Here is a 21,361-nt window from a genome sequence, read left to right as displayed (position 1 = left end):
GATAGGTTAGCGGTGTGAGAAGCCAGCCGCATGTGCTTGGAATCGTGCTCGCCGGGGGCGAGGGCAAACGCTTGTATCCGCTGACCGCGGACAGAGCGAAGCCCGCAGTGCCCTTCGGAGGTGCATATCGACTTATCGACTTCGTGTTGAGCAACCTTGTCAACGCGGGATATCTGCGTATTTGTGTGTTGACGCAATACAAGTCACATTCACTCGACCGCCACATTTCGCAGACGTGGCGATTGTCCGGGTTCGCGGGTGAGTACATCACTCCGGTCCCGGCCCAGCAGCGGCTCGGGCCGCGCTGGTACACCGGCAGCGCCGACGCAATCCTGCAGTCGCTCAATCTCGTTTACGACGAGGACCCCGAGTACATCGTGGTTTTCGGTGCCGACCACGTGTACCGGATGGATCCGGAACAGATGGTGCAGCACCACATCGAATCCGGGGCAGGGGTGACGGTCGCCGGTATTCGTGTACCGCGAAGCGAGGCTTTTGCTTTCGGCTGCATCGACAGCGACGAGTCCGGACGCATCACCCAGTTCCTCGAGAAGCCCGCCCATCCTCCCGGGACACCGGACGACCCCAATTCGACGTTCGCGTCCATGGGTAACTATGTGTTCACCACCAAGGTGCTCGTGGACGCCATCCGCGCCGATTCGGAGAACTCCGATTCCGATCACGACATGGGCGGCGACATCATTCCCGCCTTGGTCGCTGCGGGTGAGGCGTCGGTCTACGACTTCAAGGACAACGTCGTTCCCGGTGCCACCGATCGCGACCGTGGTTACTGGCGTGACGTCGGTACCCTCGACGCCTTCTACGACGCTCACATGGACCTCGTGTCGGTGCACCCGATCTTCAACCTCTACAACCGCCGCTGGCCCATCCGCGGCGCCACCGAGAATCTCGCGCCCGCCAAGTTCGTGAAGGGCGGACTCGCACAGGAATCGGTGGTCGGTGCGGGGTCGATCCTCTCTGCCGCGACCGTGCGCAATTCGGTGCTCAGTTCCAACGTCATGATCGAAGACGGCGCGACGGTCGAGGGCAGTGTGCTGATGCCGGGTGTGCGCATCGGCAAGGGCGCCGTCGTGCGGCGCGCCATCCTCGACAAGAACGTCGTCGTCGGTGACGGCGAAATCATCGGTGTCGACCTTGAACGTGACCGCGAACGATTCGCCGTCAGTCAGGGCGGCGTCGTCGCCATCGGTAAGGGCGTCTGGATCTAGAGCTTGCTCGCGCAGAGGAGGCCGTCGCCGAGGGGGAGCAGGACTCGAATGAGTCGCTCGTCCTCGGTTACGGCCTTTGCCGCTTCTCGGACCGCGACAGTTGTCGCGTCGCGGGCGGAGCTGTCGGCAACGCGGCCGTCGGCGAGGGCGTTGTGCAGAACGATGACACCGCCGGAGCGCAGCAACCGGACACCTTCGCGGACGTAATGCGGGTGGTCGATTGCGGCGCAGTCGACGAAGACCAGGTCGTAGCCACCGTCGGCGAGACGGGGAAGGACGTCGAGAGCCCGTCCGTTGATCAGGCGAGTGCGTGCCGGAGCGATGCCGCTTTCGCGAAAGGTCAGCTTGGCTGCCCGCTGATGTTCGGGTTCGCTGTCGATCGTGGTCAGAACGCCGTCGTCACGCATTCCGTGCAGAAGCCACAGGCTGCTCACGCCGGCTCCGGTACCCACCTCGACGGCTGTCTTCGCGTCGAGCATTCTCGCGAACATGGCGAGAGTCGCGCCGACGGCAGGCGTCACCGGATGGGCTCCGAGATCCAGCGCTCGATCTCGCGCCGCGGTCAAAATCTCGTCCTCGGAAACTACGTCCTCGACGTGGCGGAGTATCTGTTCGGCGTGGGTCACGCTCATGAGGTTATCGGGCGGTTCGGATTGTCGCTGCAAGGCGCGCAGTCACCAGGATTCTCAGGAATCCCTCAGGCTCCTCATATGGCGTGCACACCGCGATGAGAAAAGGTGTATACATCGCCGGATCGAAGATCGCACGGCGGTATCGATTTCTACCAAGTTGGTCTTTCGCAGCTCGGTGATCGGGAACAAATCACAGCATCGGCTGGTTCTCCCGAATATCGCGCATCACGTGATTCGGACAACGCGGTGATCGAACTACGCGATCCCGAGCAGGAGGATCAACTTATTTACCAGGTCAACGACGAGCCTCGCCCTCGAGAGTCGGAAGTTTTGACGACGGAATCGGCTGTGGATTCCGAATTGATCGGCACAGCTGTGTTCGATGCAACTGGTGAGAAGTCCTCCATGCCGTCTTGGGACGAACTCGTGCGTCAGCACGGTGACCGGGTGTACCGCCTGGCTTACCGGTTGTCAGGCGATGCCCAGGACGCCGAGGACTTGACGCAGGACACCTTCATTCGGGTGTTCCGCTCGCTCTCCGATTATCAGCCCGGAACGTTCGAGGGCTGGCTGCACCGCATCACGACAAATCTGTTCCTCGATATGGTTCGCCGACGCAACCGCATCCGTATGGAAGCACTGCCCGAGGACTACGACCGCGTTCCATCACCCGGCCCGGACCCCGAGCAGATCTACCACGACGCGCGCCTCGACGCAGGTCTGCAGGCCGCGCTCGACTCACTCGCACCTGAATTTCGCGCTGCTGTCGTGCTCTGTGACATCGAAGGTCTGTCATACGAGGAAATCGGTGCCACACTGGGAGTGAAGCTCGGAACGGTTCGTAGCCGTATCCATCGTGGGCGACAGGCGATTCGTGATCATCTGGCAGCGCAGCGCGCAGCCGAATCCGAACTCGTCGGTTTCTGACGGTCGGGTTCGAGCTACAGAGCGGGACGTGGTCAATCACCTGGAGGGACGAATGACGGAGGCGCGGGCACATCGCCAGTTCGGTTCGACCGAACATCTGGCCAGCGAGGCAATCGCTGCCTACGTCGACGGAGAACTCCGAATGCAGGCCTACTTGCGGGCCTCGCATCACATCTCGATCTGCGCCGAGTGCGCTGCGGCCGTCGATGCTCAGCAGCAGGCACGTGGTGCACTGCGTCGAAGCGGCGAGATGACGATGCCGTTGTCCCTGGTGGGACTTCTCAGTCAGATTCCCTCGTGCAACAGTCCGAGTACCGGACCCAATTCGGAAAACGCCGACAGTTCCGTCGGTAATCAGCCTGCGGGCTTCTCCACCATCAGCAAGCGGTTGTCCCGTCGCTGGCGCAAATGACGCCGCGCGCCTGCTTCCCGGCGCGGATCAGTGATACTGGACGACGTGACTGACGGAAAAAGGGGGCACTCCGGAGTGAGCTCGGATTCTTCGGCAAACGGTTCGGTGGATCGACCGGCAGATGCGCCGGTACTCGACCCCCGCCCGGTGTACCGACCTCAGATCGATCCGGCCTCGCGCCAGGTGTTCGGTCGGCCGAGCGGAGTCGAGGGCTCGTTCACTCCGGTTGCCGCGCGATCGACCCCGTCTTCCGACGTCGTGATCGGGACTCCGGATCCGGTTCTGGCCGAAGCGTTCGGTCGACCCGCAGACGCAACCGAGTCGATCGGTCGCGATCCCGAGGCGTCGGCCGACAACACTCCCGAGGAAGAACCGCCGCGTGATCCGTGGCGCGATCCTGAATCCGCGGTCTCACTGGGAAATCCAGCAGCGTCCGAGGCGCCGGTGCAGTTGCCTCCCGCCCAGAAACTCGATGTGCGTGAGTTGTTGTTCGGTCGCAAGGTCGCCCCTTCGGCACTGGCAGCGCTTGCAGGCATGGCGCTGGTCATCGCGCTCGTCGGCGGCCTACTCGCCACGGTCATCACTGCCGATCGCAGTTCGCTAACCAGCTCACGTGTCACGCTCGTTCAATCCGGCGGCGGCGAACAGCCGGAGTCGCAGGTGGCGAAGGTCGCCGACGCGGTGCTGCCTTCCGTGGTGTCGATTCAGGTCGCCGTCGGTGACCAGGGAAGTACCGGATCCGGTGTTGTCATCTCGGGTGAGGGATACATCGTCACCAACAACCACGTGATCTCCTCGGCCGTACCGCCGACACAAGACGCGAAGATCCAGGTGATCTTCTCCGACGGAACCAAGACCGACGCCCAGATCGTCGGCCGAGACGTCAAGACAGACCTCGCGGTGCTCAAAGTCTCGGCCAACAATCTGACGGTCGCCCAGCTCGGAAAATCCGAAGACGTCCAGGTAGGCGACGACGTCGTCGCCGTCGGCTCACCGCTCGGGTTGAGCAAGACCGTCACTCGCGGAATCGTCAGTGCGTTGAACCGGCCGCTGCGGTTGTCGGGTGAAGGCACCGACACCAACGCCGTCATCGACGCCGTTCAGACCGACGCGGCGATCAACCACGGCAACTCCGGCGGTGCGCTCGTCGACGACGAAGCCCGCGTCATCGGCATCAACACCGCAATGCTCAGCGAGTCCGGTGGTTCGGTCGGGCTCGGCTTCGCGATTCCGATCGACACGGTCACCGAGGTGGCGCAGACCATCATCCGCGACGGCAAGGTTCATCATCCCGACATCGGCGTGAATGCCCGTACCGCGGTCAACGACGCGACCAGCGGCGCTGCCGTGGCCAACGTCCGCGATGGCAGCCCAGCGCAACGTGCGGGGATCGTCGAGGGTGACGTCATCGTCAAGGTCGGTGACCGCCCGGTCACCAGTGCCGACGAATTGGTGGTTGCCGTCAACGCGACGACTGTCGATCAGCCGGTCAACGTCCAGTTGATCCGCGACGGACGGCAGGTCGACATTTCGGTCACGCCGGTGTCCGACTGATCGGACCCTGCGATCTTCCTGTGAGGTTGATCCGGACATGCGCGCACCGAGCGAGCACACAGTAGGCTGACCCTGTGTTTGGCAACATCGGTTGGGGCGAGTTCATGATCCTCCTCGTAGCGGCTCTGGTCATCTTGGGACCTGAGCGGCTTCCTGGTGCGGTCTCCTGGGTCACGAAATCCCTGAGGCAGGTGCGCGAATATGCTTCGGGCGCTTCCAATCAGCTCAAGGAAGAACTGGGCACCGATTTCGAGGATCTGCGTAAACCACTCGCAGATCTGAACAAGCTGCGCGGGATGACGCCGCGCGCCGTGATCACCCAACACCTTCTCGACGGCGATGACTCCATCTTCACGGGCAACTTCGACAAGAAGCCGCAGAGCGGAGTGCAGGAGCCGAAGACGCTGTCGAAGGACAAGCCACTCACCGCGGGCGAACGTCCTCCTGTGGACTTCGACGCAACCTAGATTCGACATACGAAAGGGCGCCTGTCACCGATCGGTGACAGGCGCCCTTTCGTATGAGGGGGTTCTACAGGTTGCGAACCGTATTGATACCGAGCGACATCCCGGCCAGCCCACGCTGACGGACAGCCAACTTGTCGGCGATGTCCTTGAGTGCGATCGCTGCAGGTGAATCGGGAGCGCTGAGAACGATCGGCGTCCCGGCGTCGCCTGCCTCGCGGACGGACGGATCCAGCGGAATCTGTCCGAGAAGCGGAACCTTGGCTCCGACGGCCTTCGTGAGGCGATCGGAGACGGTCTGCCCGCCGCCTTCACCGAAGACGTCCATGCGGGTGCCGTCGGGAAGTTCGAGCCACGACATGTTCTCGACGACGCCGGCGACGCGCTGACGGGTCTGCAGGGCGATGGCGCCGGCGCGCTCGGCGACCTCGGCGGCAGCCTGCTGCGGTGTGGTGACGACGAGGATTTCCGCACTCGGGATGAGCTGAGCCACCGAGATGGCGATGTCACCGGTGCCGGGCGGCAGATCGAGCAGCAGCACGTCCAGATCGCCCCAGAACACGTCGGCGAGGAACTGCTGGAGCGCGCGGTGCAGCATGGGGCCGCGCCAGACGACGGGAGTGTTGCCCTGGGTGAACTGCGCGATGGAGATCATCTTCACGTCGTGTGCGACGGGCGGCATGATCATGCGCTCGACCTGAGTCGGCTTGGCGTCGGTACCGAGCATGCGGGGGATGGAGTGACCGTAGATATCCGCGTCGAGGACACCGACGGACAATCCGCGAGCTGCCATGGCTGCCGCGAGATTGACTGTCACACTGGACTTTCCGACGCCACCCTTGCCGGAGGCCACGGCGTAGACGCGGGTGAGTGAACCCGGCTGGGCGAACGGGATGACGGGCTCGGCGGAATCGCCGCGAAGCGACTTGCGGAGCTCGGTTCGCTGAGCGTCGTCCATGACGTCGAGTTCGACGCGGATCGCGCCGACACCGGCGACGTCGGCGACGGCCTTGGTGACGCGTTCGGTGATCTCGGTGCGCATCGGGCAACCGGCGGTCGTGAGATAGATGCCGATGTCGACGCTGTTGTCACTGGAGAGAGTGATCCCCTTGACCATCCCCAGTTCGGTGATGGGTTTGCGGATCTCTGGGTCCAGAACTCGCGCGAGCGCGGAGCGAACGTCGGACTCGGTCAGTACAGACATGACTCCATGGTAAGTCCAGGTAGGTCAGTGGATGCGCGGCAGGTCCGATGCGGCGGGCACGATGCCGGTGGAGTACCCGAGCGACCAGGCCAGAACGTTGGCGACGTAGGCGGCCGAGTTGTTGTAGCGGTGGATCGCGGAGGCAACCTGGGTGACGTCCTGCATGTCGAGTCCGCCGTCGCACAGGTACTTGCCGGTGGTCAGTGCGGAGTCGAAAAGGTTCTGGGGGTCGGCGATTCCGTCACCGTTGCCGTCGCCGGCGTACTGGTTCCAGGTGGACGGAATGAACTGCATGGGGCCGACGGCGCGGTCGTAGACGGTGTCGCCGTCGAGGGCGCCGCCGTCGGTGTCCATGATGACGGCCTGGCCGGGCAGGCTGCCGTTGAGCGGCAGGCCGATCACGGGCTTGTAGAGGTTGCCGTTCGCGTCGGCGTCCTTGCCGTCGTTCGCGTGGCCCGATTCGACGCGACCGATTCCGGCGAGGAGTGTCCAGTGCATGTTGCAGTTGGGCTTCTCGACGGCGAGGATTCGCTCGGCGTTCTGGTACGCGGCGACGCTCACGCTCGGGATTCCGAGTGCGCCCTCGGCCATGGAGGCGGGGAGCGGGGGAGTCGCCTGCACGGGAGCCAACGGTGCGGGCTCCGGCGCGGGGGCGGGTGCCGGTTCGGCGATTGCTTCGACGGCGGGCAGAATCTGGGCTTGCGGTTCCTGCGTGGCTTGCGCGGCAGTGTCCACCGTTTCTGCGGAGCTGGTGTTGAAGAACGGAACCTTGGGAGCGGCGCCGGCCGTGTTGGCTGCGGTGACGAGTCCGATAGGGATGAGTCCGGTGAGCGCGATGACCGAATTTCGACGGATGTGCGAATCTGTCTTCTTGCTGTGCCGACCCACTGTGTATGCCTCCTGAACCTCCGCGAGGAGGTTTTCCGTTCAACTGACGGAGTCGAGGCTACCTGATTTGTTGCGTTTCCGTTATTCAACCGTGATCTAGAAGGGCAGTTTGGGGCATATGCACTGTTCTTTCGTGATTTTTCGGTTACAGAGCGGGCATGCCGGGCAGGCCCGGGAAGAACGGAACGAATGCCGGCGCAGGCGCCGGGGCGGGCTCCGGCGCGGGAGCCGGGGCGGGTGCCGGAGCCGGCTCAGGCGCGGGCGCGGCGGGCGGCGAAGATTCCGCGGGGGCTGCGTCGGTGGTGACGGGTGCCGTGGCGGCCACTGCCATGCCCGGGACGGTGCACGGCAGAAGGATGCCGTCCTGCAAGGCGTCCAGTGCTGCGGGGTCCGGAAGGATCACACACATGTCGTCGGGCCAGCGCCATCCCTCAGCCGTCAGAATCGGCCAGACGAGACCCCGTGAGGTGAGGACGGGGAGCGGGATGATCGGACCGGGAGCTGCGTTCCGGGCGGCGTCGGGTCCCGGAGTGGGGCTGGTCGGCATGACTCCAGGTGGGATCAGTGCCTGGATTTCGGGTGAGAGCGCCGGCATGTCGGGCAGGCCGGGGAAGAGAGGAGTGGTGGTCGGGGTCGGCGTCGTCGACGCAGATTCCTTGTCACCGGCCGCCGGGTCGGTAGCGGCAGCAGCAGCGAGAACGGCCGAAGCTGCGGAGTCCGCCGAGGCGGCGGCGTTGATCGCCGAGCTGCCGGTGTTGATGCCGGAGGTGTACGGCAGCTGACCGGAAGGGATGACGCCGTTCTTGTAGGCCGTCGACCACATGATCACGTTCGCTGCGTAAGCGGCCGAGTTGTTGTATCGCAGAACAGCTTTGGTCTCCTGGGCGACGTCGCGCAGGTTGAGTCCGCCGCTGCAGAGGTACTTCGCTGCCGAGAGCGCCGCGTCGAAGACGTTGTTGGGGTCCTTGATTCCGTCCCCGTTACCGTCGCTGGCATATCCGGCCCAGGTGGCCGGAATGAACTGCATCGGCCCGACGGCGCGGTCGTGAGTGGGGTCGCCGTCGATCGCGCCCTTGTCCGTGTCTCGAATGACTTCGTTGCCCGCCAGACGGCCGTCGAGGACGGGGCCGAGGATCGGGGTGACCGTCGTTCCCACCGAGGTCGTCTTGCCGCCGTTGGCGTGACCGGATTCGATGCGTCCGATCCCGGCCAGGAGATGCCAGGGGATGCCGCAACCCGGCGCCTCGGTCATCATCACCAGTTCGGCGGAGCGGTACGCGTTCAGAACGATCTCGGGGATGCCCAGAGAGGTGAGGACGACGGCCGCGGCGTTGGGCGCTGCCGGAGCGCCGGCGACCGTATCGCTGGGTGGGGCCGATCGTTGCGTTCGGACGGTGCGGGGCGTCGGGAGGAAGTCGACAGAGTCCGGCTGCGCAGCGGAGGCGGAGCCTGCGAGGGCGATGGGGACCTGCGACCCACCGGACGGTGCGCTTCCGGCCGTGAGGGCCGCTGGACCTGTTACGACAAGCAGTCCCCCCACCAGTGTGGATGCTGCAATCATTCCGCGTACTCGCACGATTCCCCTTTGCTGGCGCTCCCGCTCCGGAGTACCCACCGTGATATCCATATTGCTGTGACTTACGTTACATATCGGTCACGGTGCGTGCAGCAAAACTCAGCGAACGCTCAGCTAGTTGTGACTTTGTTTCGCAGTATTCGAGTCACGGTGCTTCTTCTTCGGGGTCGGTTCGCCGTCGGCAGCAAGGATCGACTTGATCTCTTCGAGCTCGCGCCGCAGGTAGTCGCGGGTGGCGACCTCGCCGACGGCAATACGCAGAGCTGCGAGTTCACGGGCGAGGAATTCGGTATCCGCCTTGGTTTGCTCGGCGCGCGAGCGGTCCTCCTCGAGCGAGACCCGGTCGCGATTCTCCTGACGGTTCTGTGCCAGCAGGATCAGCGGCGCCGCGTAGGCGGCCTGGGTGGAGAAGGCCAGGTTCAGAAGAATGAACGGGTACGGGTCCCACTGCAGAGCCACCGCGAACACGTTGATCAGGATCCAGACGATCACGATGATCGTCTGGATCGCGAGATAACGCCCGGTACCGAGGAAGCGGGCGATGCGTTCACTGACGCGTCCGACAGCTTCGACGTCGAAATCGAGATTGAACCGGCGGCTTCCGCGAGGCGTTTCCAGTCGTTGCCGTGCGGTCGTGCTCGACGCCCGTTCGCTCATCGGAGTAGTTCCTCGTCGTCGGAGTAATCCTCGCGCCAGTCTTCCGGCAGGAGGTGATCGAGCACGTCGTCGACCGTGACGGCCCCGATCAGGTGATTCTCGTCGTCCACGACCGGCCCGCACACCAAGTTGTAGGTAGCGAAATATCGGGTGACCGACGCCAACGAGTCATCCGGAGCCAACCTGGGCATATCGGTGTCGAGTATTCCGCCGACCAGGCTCGCGGGAGGCTCGCGGAGAAGCTTCTGCAAGTGGACGCATCCGAGATACCGCCCGGTCGGAGTCGCGGTCGGCGGACGTACGACGAAGACCATGCTCGACAGCGCCGGGGTCACGTCGTAGTTGCGGGCGCGGGCAAGGGCCTCGGCGACGGTCGTCGAGGCCGTCAGTACTACCGGTTCGGGCGTCATCAGACCACCGGCAGTGTCCGGGGAGTGCTCGAGCAGGCGTCGAACAGGTTCGGAATCCTGAGGGTCCATCAACTGCAGCAGTGATTCGGCTTCGGTCTCGGGCAGCTCGCCCAACAGGTCGGCGGCGTCGTCGGGATCCATGGCCTCGAGTAGATCGGCGGCACGTTCGACTTCCAAGTGCATCAGCAGATCGGTCTGGTCGTCCGCCGGCAGTTCCTGGACGACGTCGGCAAGGCGTTCGTCGTCGAGGGCCACGGCCAGTTCGTGACGGCGCTTCTCCGGCAGTTCGCGCATGGCGTTGGCCACATCGGCGGGTCGCATGCCTTCGTACTGCAGAAGGAGGTGAGCGACGCCCTGACCGGGGAGTGAGAGATCGCTCTGCGTGAGGCCCGCGACGTGCTGCCAGTCGACGATGTGAATCGCCGCGCGTCGACCGAGGCGTCCACGATGGCCGCGAACCGCGACCTTCGAGACGACCCAGTCGCGGGTTCGAGTCGATTCGATCCCGAGGTCGACCACAATCGTGTCGACGCCGTGAAGCTCCTCGAGTTCCGGGTCGTCCACGCGCACATGCGAATCGAGTACCTGCGCCAGAGCGAGCACTTCGCCCGGGCGCTGGTTGAAACGCCGCAGACTGACGTTGCCCGTGGTGAGGGTGACCGCACTCGGTTCGATGGCCGTCACGCGGAGCATCGGAACGAAAATACGTTTGCGCGTGAACATTTCGATCACCAGACCGAGAACGCGGGGTTGCTGGCGTCCGATACGGACCGTGATGACGACGTCGCGCACACGACCGATCGATTCGCCGTCCGGGCCGAGTACAACCAGGCCGGCAAGCCTGGCTGCAAATACCTTGCCTGCTGCTGCCATGATTGCAAGGCTAATTCGTCCAGCGTCAAAATCTGCAACGGCGCCACCGAAAATCGAGAAGGGCAGTCCGCAATGACTTCACGCAACCGTTCCCGTCGATCGGTGTTGGCAGTTCCCGGCAGCAGTCGGAAGATGATCGACAAGGCGAAGGGATTGCCCGCCGACGAGATCTTTCTCGACCTCGAAGATGCGGTGGCGCCGTTGGCGAAGCAAGCGGCCAGGGAGTCGATCGGCGACGCGTTGGCCGAGGATGGGTGGGGCACACAGGTCAAGGTCGTCCGGGTCAACGACTGGACCACCGAATGGACGTATGCCGACGTCGTGGAGGTGGTCGGCCGCGCCGGAGCGCATCTGGACGCCATATTGCTGCCCAAGGTGCCCGACGCGAGCCACGTCCAGGCGCTCGATTTGTTGTTGACGCAGGTCGAGAAGGCCAACGGTCTCGAGGTCGGCAAGATCGGAATCGAACCGCAGATCGAGAACGCGATCGGATTGACCAACATCGACGCGATCGCCACCGCGAGCCCCCGCGTCGAGGCGCTCGTGTTCGGCCCGGCCGATTTCATGGCGAGTCTGAACATGCGAACTCTGGTCGTCGGCGAGCAACCGGACGGCTACGACCGCGGTGACGCGTATCACCACATTCTGATGACCATCTTGATGGCCGCGCGTGCGCATGGCGTCCAGGCGATCGACGGTCCGTACCTGCAGATCCGTGACGTCGACGCTTTCACTCGCTCGGCGGCGCGAACGGCAGCGCTCGGCTTCGACGGCAAGTGGGTTCTGCATCCCACGCAGATCGAGGCAGCCAACGAGGTGTTCAGTCCGCGCCAATCCGATTACGACCGTGCGGAACTCATCTTGGACGCGTACGCATTCCACACCTCGGCCGCCGGGGGAGGACGGGGCGCCGTCATGCTCGGCGACGAGATGATCGACGAGGCGAGTCGCAAAATGGCGCTGGTGATTTCGGCCAAGGGGCGTGCCGCGGGGATGACGCGTACGTCGGAATTCACCCCACCCGAACACGCCTGACGCTCGCATAGCCGAACGAATCAGGTCTGTAAAGGGCACAATAGGGGTAGATGTACTTGCGTCGTCCATGTGGATGACGTGCCCGAAAAGAGGAGCGCAGCCAGCCATGTCCAATCCGCTCGGTCAATCGTCGAATGGGTCGCGCCGTGGAGCGTTGCCGACACCGCCTTCGGGATGGCCCATCGGGTCGTACCCCACCTACGCCGAGGCGCAGCGCGCAGTCGACTACCTCTCCGACCAGGAATTCCCGGTTCAGGACGTCACGATCGTCGGCGTGAACCTGATGCAGGTCGAGCGAGTTCTCGGTCGGTTGACCTGGGCCAAGGTGATCGGCGGCGGCATCGTCTCCGGCGCCTGGCTCGGTGTCTTCTTCGGTCTGGTGCTCGGGATCGTCACCGGTGGTTTCCTCGCGCCGTTGATCGCGGGCATCGTGGGCGGCATCATCTTCGGCGTCATCTCGACGACCATTCCGTATGCCGCGACGCGTGGGCAGCGGGACTTCGCCTCGACGATGCAGTTGGTCGCCGGACGATACGACGTTCTGTGTGAGCCCAAGACGGCGGAGTCGGCGCGCGACCTACTTGCCAAGCTCGCCATCTGACATTCTTGCTCGGGCTGCCAATTCGTGTGATCTCGGTTACTTTGTGTACACGCGGGCGAGGTGACACTCACTTCCCCGTGACCGTTTGCCGGACAAGGAAATAGGTCCCTTCTCCGGCAGAAGTGCCGATGTGTGGTGCGTCGGCCAGCCGTAACGACTGCGCCGTCTCGCCGCCCGAGGAGGACGGCTGTGCAGAACAAGAGATTGCGGGCGGGGCAGAAGAAGAAATTGCGGGTGGGGCTGCTCGGCGCGGCGACATTGTTGTTGGCGCCCTTGCTCAGTGCGTGTGGATCGGACAACGAGGACGGGGTGGTGCTGTCCTTCTACACCGCCGCGGACGGCGCCGAGCAGTATGCAGAGGCCGCCGCCAACTGTTCGGCGGCGTCGAACGGCGCGTACCGGGTCGAGCAGAAAACTCTGCCCAAGGGTGCCGACGATCAGCGGCTTCAGTTGGCGCGGCGGCTGACCGGCAACGACAAGTCACTCGACCTGATGACGCTCGACGTGGTGTGGACCGCCGAATTCGCCGAAGCCGGTTGGGCATTGCCGCTTCCTGACGACGTGGCGGCCGAGGTGAGCAACGGGACTCTCGAGGGGCCGCTGGAGTCGGCGAAGTGGCAGGACCAGCTCTACGCGGCGCCATTGAACACCAACACCCAATTGCTCTGGTATCGCAAGGATTTGATGCCGGACGGGCAACCACCCCAAACCTGGGATCAGATGATCGACATCTCCGAAGGACTGGCCGCGGAGGGGCGCCCCAGCTGGATCGGTGTGCAGGGCAAGCAGTACGAAGGACTGATGGTCTGGTTCAACACCCTTCTCGCCAGTGCGGGAGGTTCGGTGGTCGGGCCGGACGGAACCACGGTGACAGTCGCCCACGGTGATGCTGCCCAGCAGGCGCTGACCGTCATGAAGCGTGTGGCTACCGCGAAGGGTGCGGACCCCTCGATCTCGCAGGGGGACGAAGCGTCGTCACGCCTGGGTATGGAGAGCGGCAAATCTGCCTTCCAAGTCAACTGGCCGTTCGTGCTGCCGGGCATCCTGGAGAACGCCGAAAAAGGCGATCTTCCCTACATCGACGACAAGGGAAACGTCACCAGCCAGAACACCGGAAATACGGTTCTCACGGTAAACGGTGAACGGAATTTCCTTGCCGCTCCTTATCCTTCGGTCATCGAGGGCAAACCGGCGGAAGTCACGATCGGTGGCTTCAACGTCGCGGTGGCAAAGACCAGTCAGCATCCGGATCTCGCTTTCGAGGCACTCACCTGCCTGCGTAACGAGGAGAATCAGCGCAACAATGCAGTCGCCGGTGGTGTCCCGCCGACACTCGAGAGCCTCTACGACGACCCGGCGTTCCAGGAGGCGTACCCGGCGTGGCGTGAGGTTCGCGACAGCCTGGACACCGCCTCGGTCCGCCCCGTTTCTCCTGCCTATCAGAGTATTTCGACGCTCATCACTGCCACGCTGAACCCTGTGGGAAACATCGATCCGGAATCGACCGTGAACGATCTTGCCGAGCAGGTACGCAAGGCAGTCAATTCCGAGGGGCTGATTCCGTGACGATCGACAGCGAAAATTCGGGAGCTGCACCAACAGTCGCGACGCCTTCGCCGGAGCCGAAGCACTCCGCGAAGTCGAAGATGTCGGACGGAAAGGCCGCCGAGCGTCGACTCGGCCTGTGGCTGGTGGCCCCGGCCGCGATTCTCATGATCGCGGTGACCGCATATCCGGTGGTCTACGCCGTCTGGCTGAGTTTGCAGCGCTACGACCTACGCTTCCCGGATCAACGAAAGTTCGTCTGGTTCGACAACTACGTGTCGGTGCTGACCGACGGATACTGGTGGCAAGCGTTCGCGGTGACGACGTCCATCACCGTCGTCTCAGTCGTCATCGAGTTCGTTCTCGGACTGACCATCGCGCTGGTGATGCACAGAACGATCGTGGGTAAAGGCCTCGTCCGCACCGTTGTGCTCATCCCGTACGGCATTGTCACCGTCGCCGCGGCCTACAGCTGGTACTACGCGTGGACGCCGGGCACCGGCTACCTCGCCAATCTCCTGCCCGACGGCAGTGCGCCGCTCACCGACCAGATCCCGTCGCTCGCGATCATCGTCCTTGCCGAGGTGTGGAAGACGACGCCGTTCATGGCGCTGCTCCTGCTCGCCGGTTTGGCGTTGGTTCCGGACGACCTCCTCAAGGCGGCTCAGGTGGACGGCGCCGGCGCGTGGACTCGTTTGGTACGCATCATCCTTCCGCTGATGAAACCCGCCATCCTCGTAGCACTGCTGTTCCGCACACTCGACGCGTTCCGCATCTTCGACAACATCTACGTGCTGACGAAGGGAGCGAACGACACCGGATCGGTGTCGATCCTGGGGTACGACAACCTGTTCAAGGCATTCAACCTGGGCATCGGATCGGCGATCAGTGTGCTGATCTTCGTGTGTGTGGCGTTGATCGCCTTCGTCTTCATCAAACTCTTCGGTGCCTCGGCTCCCGGATCCGATACGGAAGGACGCTGACATGACCGTGACTCCCAGACTCAAGATCAGCTGGTCCGTCGTCAACCTTCTGGTCTTGTTGTACGCGTTGGTTCCCGTCCTGTGGATTGCCAGCCTGTCCTTCAAGCCTGCCGGAACCATCAAGGACGGCAAGTTCATTCCGGAGAAGTGGACGCTGGACAACTACCGAGGAATCTTCGACACCAGCGCCTTCACCAGTGCCCTGATCAACTCCATCGGCATCGGACTCATCTCGACGGTCATCGCCGTGGTGATCGGGACCATGGCGGCGTACGCCATTGCACGCCTGGATTTTCCGGGCAAGAAACTGTTGGTGGGTGTCGCCCTGTTGATCGCGATGTTCCCGCAGATTTCGTTGGTGAGCCCGCTCTTCGACATCGAACGACGACTCGGACTCTTCGACACCTGGGCCGGGCTCATCCTGCCGTACATCACCTTTGCGTTGCCGTTGGCGATCTACACGCTCTCGGCGTTCTTCAAGGAGATTCCGTGGGAACTCGAGAAGGCGGCGCAGATGGACGGCGCGACGCCGGGTCAGGCGTTCCGGAAGGTGGTGGCTCCACTTGCCGCGCCCGGCATCGTCACTGCGGGCATCTTGGTTTTCATCTTCTGCTGGAACGATCTGTTGTTCGCGATCTCGTTGACGTCGACCGAACGCTCCATCACCGCCCCTGCTGCCATCGCGAACTTCACCGGCGCTTCACAATTCGAGGAGCCCACCGGGTCGATCGCCGCGGCCGCCATGGTCATCACCATTCCGATCATCATCTTTGTTCTGTTCTTCCAACGTCGTATCGTGGCCGGGCTTACTTCCGGCGCAGTGAAGGGATAAACCTGTGGCCGAGATCGTGCTGGACAAGGTGACCAAGCTGTACCCGGACGGAGCCAAGGCGGTCAGTGATGTCGACATCACCATCGCCGACGGAGAATTCATCATTCTCGTGGGCCCGTCCGGTTGTGGAAAATCCACGACGCTCAACATGATTGCCGGGCTCGAAGACATTTCGACCGGCGAGCTGAGGATTGCTGGTGAACGCGTCAACGAACGCGCCCCCAAGGACCGCGACATCGCGATGGTGTTCCAGTCGTATGCGCTGTATCCGCATATGACGGTGCGCCAGAACATCGCGTTCCCTTTGACATTGGCGAAGATGTCCAAGGACGAGATCAACGCCAAGGTCGACGACGCGGCGCGGGTGCTCGACCTCACCCAGCATCTCGATCGCAAACCGGCGAACCTGTCGGGTGGTCAGCGTCAGCGTGTCGCGATGGGACGCGCCATCGTGCGCAGCCCCAAGGCGTTTCTCATGGACGAGCCGCTCTCGAACCTGGACGCCAAACTGCGTGTGCAGATGAGGACGGAGATCGCCCGTCTGCAGCAGCGGCTCGGTACGACAACGATCTACGTGACCCATGACCAGACCGAGGCGATGACACTCGGCGATCGGGTGGTCGTGCTTCGCGGCGGAATCGTGCAACAGATCGGTGCGCCGCAGGAGCTTTACGATCGTCCGAACAATCTGTTCGTGGCGGGATTCATCGGATCCCCGTCCATGAACTTCTTCCCCGGACAGTTGACGGCCGACGGAGTCAGCACGCCGATCGGCGAAGTTCGACTGCCCGCGGCGGCGCAGTCGAAGATCGCGGGCAGCGGCTCGGGGAAGGACGTGGTGGTCGGAATCAGGCCGGAGCATTTCGAGGACGTGGCGCTGGTCGATGCAGCGCAGCAGCCGCACGGCGGGACGTTCACCGTCGACGTCGACGTGCTGGAATCGATGGGTTCCGACAAGTACGCGTATTTCCTCGCCGGCGGCCCCGCCGTCAATTCTCGTGAACTCGAGGAACTCGCCGCCGATTCGGGAACCGCCGTCGCTGGTGGCGGCCAGCTGGTCGCCAGGCTCTCGTCCGAGTCCACGGTGGCTCAGGGCAGGTCGATCGATCTGTGGTTCGATCCCGCCAAGATCGCGGTGTTCGACGGCGGTACGGGAGCCAATCTGCTGCTGTGAACCTCTACCCGGGCAAGGTGACCGAATACGTCGTGCCCCAGGGGAGCGGTACCTGTTCGGGGCCGGGTGTGACGTCGGCCGGCTCGGGCAGGGGGATCAACCGGCCGAACTGTTCGTGATGGGTGGAGGCCGGGGCAGCTTGTGCTGTCCCGGCCACCACGGCGATCGGCGCCGCTGCCAGGGCGCCGGCGACGGCAAATCGAGTGGCGATGCGGCGCTTGCTTGCTCGGGTCGAGATCATGAGCACTCCTGCGTGGTGTCGAGGTTCGGTGAATGCTGTGCCATTCACGGTATTGCGGGTTGATTGTGAAATCTCGTGTGCGAAGCTCATTCACAGGGAACTGGGATGGGCGGCACAGGAGGACAGATGAACGGATCCTCGGTACGAACCGAGCACCTGCCCGGCGGCCCGGACCTCGAACGGATACTGCGCGAACACGCCTACCGCGGTGCGTACCTGCAGCTGACGGTGCGCGGCGCTCTGGTGCTGTTCATCGCCCTGACACTGATCTTCGTCCCGCCGATGAACGATGCGGGATGGTGTTTCGCGATTCTGGGCGCGTATGCGCTCTGGTCGGCAGCCGTGGCGCTGTGGATCCGCAAGGGCGGCACCGGCCCGGTGACCATGATCTGGCTCGGATTGTTCGTCGACCTCGCCGTTCTCGCAACTCTGACATTGCTGACTGGTCTCGCAGCCGAGCAGAGTTGGACCGCCGATATCTTGAGCAACGGGCTCTTCGTCATACCGGTCCTGGCGTGTACTCAGCTTCGGACGGACGTGTGTGTCGGCGTCGTTGCCTGCACGATCGGTGTGTTCTTCGTTTCCAGTTGGGCAACGATGACTTCGAATTCCGAGCCGTGGCCGTCGATCCTGTTGAGCACCATGGCCTTGGTCGGGGTGGGTGCGGGCGCAATCGGACTGACCCGGATCCAACGATCGCGCGTGTTGACCATCGGGCACCTCGTCGGGCATCGCACGAGCCTTCTGGCCGAGCTCATGGGGTTGGAGCAGCGTGAGCGCACAGAACTGTCCGAGCAATTGCACGACGGGGCGCTCCAGTACGTTCTCGCGGCGCGGATGGATCTCGACGAATTGGCAGGCAGTGCGGAGCCCGTCGCGTTGGCGCGAGCGGGGAAAGCGCTCGGTGAAGCAACAACGCTGCTGAGATCGTCCGTCTCGGAACTGCATCCCACAGTTCTCGTTCACGTGGGCCTGGCCCGCGCGATCGGAGACCTCGCGCGCTCGGCACAGGGACGCGGCGGAGTGGTGGTCGACGTCGACACTTCAGGCTGGAACGACGATCTACGTACGTCCGCGGACGACGTCCTGTTCGGCGCCGCTCGCGAGCTTCTGGGCAACGTCGTCAAACATGCCGGCGCGCACAATGTTCGGATCGAGCTTGCACGGCTGGACCACCGTGCGGTGCTCATGGTTTCGGACGACGGCCGGGGGATCAGCGCTGATCGGATTGCCGAACGACGAGCCGCCGGTCACATCGGACTGCTCTCGCACGAACTGCGTGTGGTTGCCGCGGGTGGCTCGTTCTCGGTCGGACCGGGTGAAGAGTCCGGAACTCTCGCGCGAGTCGAGATACCGTTCCAGATCGCCGCTGCCACCGACCGTGATCGTTGAGGAGTTGTCGATGGCTGCACTGATCACCGATCGCGAGCTCAACCTGGCGACTCTGGCGAGGCAGTTCCTGCTTCGACGCGCCGAGGTAAGCGCGTTGGATGCGATCGAGCACCTGGCAGGACTGCAGGCCCAGGCGCCGAATCCGCCCTACCTGGCACTGTGGGCGCGGCTGAAGAACTTTGCGGCAGAAGATCTCTCCACCCTTGTCGAGAATCGCCAGGTGGTGCGGCTGGTGGCCATGCGGGGTACGGTCTTTGCTCTCTCGGCCGCCGATGCGGGTCCCTTCCGGGCCACGGTGCAGACGATCATGGAACGCGATCTCCACACCAACAGCACTCAGCGTGCGGCGCTGACCGGGTTGGATCTCGAGGCGCTGGCGCAGGCGGGACGCGAACTGGTAGCGGACGGGCCGCTCACCCAGATGCAGATGAGACCGATACTGGCAGAGCGCTTTCCCGGCCACGCGGCCGAGGGCCTGGCGCACGGCGTTCGAGGGCTTCTGCCGATGGTCCAGGTCCCACCGCGAGGTCTGTGGGGACGATCCGGAGCGCCGGCACTGACGACCTTGGAGAATTGGCTTGGCACAGAAGTGAGTCCATCTCCCGATCCCGACGCGTTGGTGCTGCGCTATCTGGCTGCGTTCGGGCCCGCGAGTGTGAAAGATGCGCAAGCGTGGTCAGGGCTTACGAGACTCGCCGAGGTCTTCGAGAGGCTACGCCCCGGCTTGATCACCTTTGTCAACGAGAATGGGACCGAGGTATTCGATCTACCGGACGCGCCACGACCGACCTCCGGAACACCGCCGGTCAGAATCCTTGCTCCGTTCGACAACATCCTGCTCTCGCATGCCGACCGCTCGCGAATCATGGACGAGCAGTACCGAACTCGTGTCTTCACCGTCAACGGCATCATCAAGCCCGCCATCCTGGTGCGCGGAAAGGTGGTGGGATTCGCGACGGTGACGCCGGACAAGGAGACGGTCGAGTTGGGTGCGACTCTGTTTGCGCAGGAAGCGAAGACTGCGCTCGCGGCCATCGAGAAAGAAGCGCGTTCGTTGCTGAAGTTCATGCACCCGAATATCGTGAACCGCGAAGTGCGGTTCGCTGTCGCTACGTAGCGGGCTTGTGCTTTCGTGGTGCCCGATCGCGCAGTTCGGCCACGATCTCGTCATTCCACATGTGACGCCGCACCAGCCGGTACCGCTCCCGGGCGATCCACAAGTACGCCTCGGCGTCGGTGTGCTCGGGCAACATGTCGGCGCCCCGCAGCATCCGCACGACGGGGAGAAACTCCTCGCCGAACCAGCGTCGGGCGACCGTGTCTCGGCCGAGGAACTCGCCCTTCTCCTGCATGAGCCGAAAACCCCACGCCTCCACACACTCACTGAGTTCGGCGTACTCCCACGGGTCGGTGACCTGGACGGCTTCGCGTTGTGAACCCTGCAGCGGAACGCGGGTGAGGAAGAGTCGGCGATGGTCCTTGATGAGCAGATCGGCGCGCTGAGTGATGCCTTCCGGCGAGATACGAGTGATGATCTCGGTGACGTACGCGTCGATAGTCTTCTGGTGCATCGCACATGCAATGGACACTCGGTGGTGCCCGTCGATCACGAAGTGCATGGAGCCGACGCGATACAACTGAACAGGTGGCACCGATTCGCCGCGTCGTTGCGCCACCGCAAGTCGCTCCCAACGAGCGCGCGAGTGAGTGGACGTCGGACGGAAGTACCTGTCGAAATCACCTGTGCGGTCGACACTTCCGACTATCGATTCGATGGTGACGACCTGCAGACCCAGAGACTTCTCGCCGACCTTGCCGAGAGCTGCGACAACTTCGTCGAACGGCAGAATCGCGTTGACGTCGTCCGGTTCGCGTCGTAGCCAACTGACCAGACGTGCAACGTCGGCACGTCGGCGCTGACGAGCGAAATCGTTTTCCGCGTCGGCTGTGGGAAATCCGGTGTCACGAGCCATGTCGGCGCCTCACGATCGTCGGCGGAGTACCTGGGGAAATCTCCATCAGCGTGAAGCCGACGGTATTGAGCACGATAGTCCGGCCTACCTCCAGATCGAGAGGTGTTCGCCCGTGCGGGTGGATGTGTCCGTGGATCATGACTGTCGGATCGAGGGTGCGGATCAAGGAGGTGAAGCATTCGAACCCACGATGTGGCCGATCCTCGGCGTCGCCGACACCGCGGGCAGGGCTGTGTGTGAGCAGCACATCGACGCCCGCCCGACCGCCGGGAAGCCGCGATTGCCAGGCATTTCGCCAGGTGAGCGAGCGGGCGCGTCGACTCTGCCGGCGCTCGGTCCACTGATTGGGGCCCGTGTTGTATCGGATGGAACCGCCGAGGCCGGCGATCCGCAGACCGGCGACGGTAACGATGCGTCCGTCGGCGTTGACCGCGCCGGTCGGCCCGGGCCACTGCGCCGGCATCCCGGCCCGCATCCAACCCGATCTCTTGTTCGAATATCCGGACAGATCGACGTCGTGGTTCCCGGGAACGAACACGCAGGGCGCATTCAGTTGATCGGACAGGTACTCCAGATACGCAAACGGCAGATCGCCTGCGCCGAGGATCACGTCGACTTCGAGTGAACGAACCTGACTGCTCCACAGGAATTCGACGGTCTCGTCGCTGACAGCGAGAACGGAGACCATTTCGACGACGCTACCGCCACCGCGAGGTATCTGCGCTGCGAACCTCGCGGGCACGGTGTTTAGATGGACGA

22 protein-coding genes are annotated in these 21,361 nt (G+C 63.6%); 13 read left to right on the top strand and 9 right to left on the bottom strand.

Features of this window, described 5'->3' with window-relative positions:
• Positions 1-14 precede the first annotated feature (14 nt).
• The gene (gene glgC, locus G8767_RS29815; protein ID WP_003945185.1) at positions 15-1,229 is read left to right on the top strand and encodes a glucose-1-phosphate adenylyltransferase; all 1,215 of its coding nucleotides are present in this window, start codon (positions 15-17) and stop codon (positions 1,227-1,229) included.
• Here the strand turns inward: glgC and G8767_RS29810 are convergent.
• Entirely contained in the window at positions 1,226-1,861 is a 636-nt protein-coding gene (locus tag G8767_RS29810; protein WP_007736091.1) for an O-methyltransferase, read from the bottom strand. The genes glgC and G8767_RS29810 overlap by 4 nt on opposite strands.
• 330 nt (positions 1,862-2,191) lie before the next feature.
• Here G8767_RS29810 and sigE point away from each other — a divergent pair, with 330 nt between their 5' ends.
• From sigE to tatB, 4 genes are all read left to right on the top strand, one after another.
• Complete coding sequence (gene sigE, locus G8767_RS29805) at positions 2,192-2,788, top strand: RNA polymerase sigma factor SigE (RefSeq protein WP_029255812.1); 597 nt, start codon at positions 2,192-2,194, stop codon at positions 2,786-2,788.
• A gap of 52 nt (positions 2,789-2,840) precedes the next feature.
• The gene (locus tag G8767_RS29800; RefSeq protein WP_095972923.1) at positions 2,841-3,200 is read left to right on the top strand and encodes an RNA polymerase subunit sigma-70; all 360 of its coding nucleotides are present in this window, start codon (positions 2,841-2,843) and stop codon (positions 3,198-3,200) included.
• A 75-nt stretch (positions 3,201-3,275) separates the two neighbouring features.
• Positions 3,276-4,754 carry a trypsin-like peptidase domain-containing protein gene (locus G8767_RS29795; protein ID WP_166813470.1) on the top strand — a complete coding sequence of 493 codons (1,479 nt, stop codon included), beginning with the start codon at positions 3,276-3,278 and terminating at the stop codon, positions 4,752-4,754.
• Between the two features lie 74 nt (positions 4,755-4,828).
• A complete protein-coding gene (tatB, locus tag G8767_RS29790) occupies positions 4,829-5,221 on the top strand; it encodes a Sec-independent protein translocase protein TatB (protein WP_003945177.1) in 393 nt (130 codons plus the stop codon).
• A gap of 64 nt (positions 5,222-5,285) precedes the next feature.
• On the opposite strand, the gene G8767_RS29785 is transcribed toward tatB, so the two are convergent.
• The 5 genes from G8767_RS29785 to G8767_RS29765 form a co-directional block, all read right to left on the bottom strand.
• Positions 5,286-6,422 (bottom strand): Mrp/NBP35 family ATP-binding protein, encoded by a 1,137-nt coding sequence (locus G8767_RS29785; protein WP_095972904.1) that lies wholly within the window; start codon positions 6,420-6,422, stop codon positions 5,286-5,288.
• A 24-nt stretch (positions 6,423-6,446) separates the two neighbouring features.
• The gene (locus G8767_RS29780) at positions 6,447-7,310 is read right to left on the bottom strand and encodes a lytic murein transglycosylase (protein ID WP_095972903.1); all 864 of its coding nucleotides are present in this window, start codon (positions 7,308-7,310) and stop codon (positions 6,447-6,449) included.
• A gap of 145 nt (positions 7,311-7,455) precedes the next feature.
• On the bottom strand, positions 7,456-8,925 hold the full coding sequence (locus tag G8767_RS29775) for a lytic murein transglycosylase (protein WP_234036751.1): 1,470 nt from the start codon (positions 8,923-8,925) through the stop codon (positions 7,456-7,458).
• A 75-nt stretch (positions 8,926-9,000) separates the two neighbouring features.
• Complete coding sequence (locus G8767_RS29770) at positions 9,001-9,543, bottom strand: DUF1003 domain-containing protein (protein WP_003945067.1); 543 nt, start codon at positions 9,541-9,543, stop codon at positions 9,001-9,003.
• Positions 9,540-10,826, bottom strand: a complete 1,287-nt coding sequence (locus tag G8767_RS29765; RefSeq protein ID WP_019749352.1) for a CBS domain-containing protein — start codon at positions 10,824-10,826, stop codon at positions 9,540-9,542. The genes G8767_RS29770 and G8767_RS29765 overlap by 4 nt, the downstream gene beginning before the upstream one ends.
• Before the next feature lie 72 nt (positions 10,827-10,898).
• Between G8767_RS29765 and G8767_RS29760 the strand changes: the two genes are divergently transcribed.
• From G8767_RS29760 to ugpC, 6 genes are all read left to right on the top strand, one after another.
• Positions 10,899-11,861 (top strand): CoA ester lyase, encoded by a 963-nt coding sequence (locus G8767_RS29760; protein WP_124569916.1) that lies wholly within the window; start codon positions 10,899-10,901, stop codon positions 11,859-11,861.
• Between the two features lie 106 nt (positions 11,862-11,967).
• Complete coding sequence (locus tag G8767_RS29755) at positions 11,968-12,462, top strand: general stress protein (RefSeq protein WP_003945065.1); 495 nt, start codon at positions 11,968-11,970, stop codon at positions 12,460-12,462.
• 228 nt (positions 12,463-12,690) lie between these two features.
• Positions 12,691-14,028 carry an ABC transporter substrate-binding protein gene (locus G8767_RS29750; RefSeq protein ID WP_166813467.1) on the top strand — a complete coding sequence of 446 codons (1,338 nt, stop codon included), beginning with the start codon at positions 12,691-12,693 and terminating at the stop codon, positions 14,026-14,028.
• An 80-nt stretch (positions 14,029-14,108) separates the two neighbouring features.
• Positions 14,109-14,990, top strand: coding sequence for a sugar ABC transporter permease (locus tag G8767_RS29745; RefSeq protein ID WP_172436712.1), 882 nt, complete (start codon positions 14,109-14,111; stop codon positions 14,988-14,990).
• Between the two features lies 1 nt (position 14,991).
• Complete coding sequence (locus tag G8767_RS29740; RefSeq protein WP_019749348.1) at positions 14,992-15,822, top strand: carbohydrate ABC transporter permease; 831 nt, start codon at positions 14,992-14,994, stop codon at positions 15,820-15,822.
• A 4-nt stretch (positions 15,823-15,826) separates the two neighbouring features.
• Positions 15,827-16,996, top strand: a complete 1,170-nt coding sequence (gene ugpC / locus G8767_RS29735; protein ID WP_124569915.1) for a sn-glycerol-3-phosphate ABC transporter ATP-binding protein UgpC — start codon at positions 15,827-15,829, stop codon at positions 16,994-16,996.
• 4 nt (positions 16,997-17,000) lie between these two features.
• Here ugpC and G8767_RS29730 read toward each other — a convergent pair whose 3' ends face one another.
• Positions 17,001-17,237, bottom strand: coding sequence for a hypothetical protein (locus G8767_RS29730; protein ID WP_206029912.1), 237 nt, complete (start codon positions 17,235-17,237; stop codon positions 17,001-17,003).
• A 126-nt stretch (positions 17,238-17,363) separates the two neighbouring features.
• On the opposite strand from G8767_RS29730, the gene G8767_RS29725 reads away from it, so the two are divergent.
• Both G8767_RS29725 and G8767_RS29720 read left to right on the top strand, forming a co-directional pair.
• Complete coding sequence (locus G8767_RS29725; protein WP_166813457.1) at positions 17,364-18,629, top strand: ATP-binding protein; 1,266 nt, start codon at positions 17,364-17,366, stop codon at positions 18,627-18,629.
• Between the two features lie 10 nt (positions 18,630-18,639).
• Entirely contained in the window at positions 18,640-19,746 is a 1,107-nt protein-coding gene (locus tag G8767_RS29720; RefSeq protein ID WP_166813455.1) for a winged helix DNA-binding domain-containing protein, read from the top strand.
• Here the strand turns inward: G8767_RS29720 and G8767_RS29715 are convergent.
• Positions 19,739-20,602 (bottom strand): hypothetical protein, encoded by an 864-nt coding sequence (locus G8767_RS29715; RefSeq protein WP_003945080.1) that lies wholly within the window; start codon positions 20,600-20,602, stop codon positions 19,739-19,741. The two genes, G8767_RS29720 and G8767_RS29715, sit on opposite strands and share 8 nt — an antisense overlap.
• Positions 20,592-21,290 (bottom strand): metallophosphoesterase, encoded by a 699-nt coding sequence (locus G8767_RS29710; protein ID WP_095972897.1) that lies wholly within the window; start codon positions 21,288-21,290, stop codon positions 20,592-20,594. Before G8767_RS29710 ends, G8767_RS29715 begins: the two co-directional genes overlap by 11 nt.
• Positions 21,291-21,361 lie beyond the last annotated feature (71 nt).

The organism is Rhodococcus sp. IC4_135, from assembly GCF_011602025.1.
In the GTDB taxonomy this organism is placed as follows: Bacteria; Actinomycetota; Actinomycetes; order Mycobacteriales; family Mycobacteriaceae; genus Rhodococcus_F; species Rhodococcus_F baikonurensis.
This window is presented reverse-complemented; position numbering and strand designations above follow the sequence as displayed.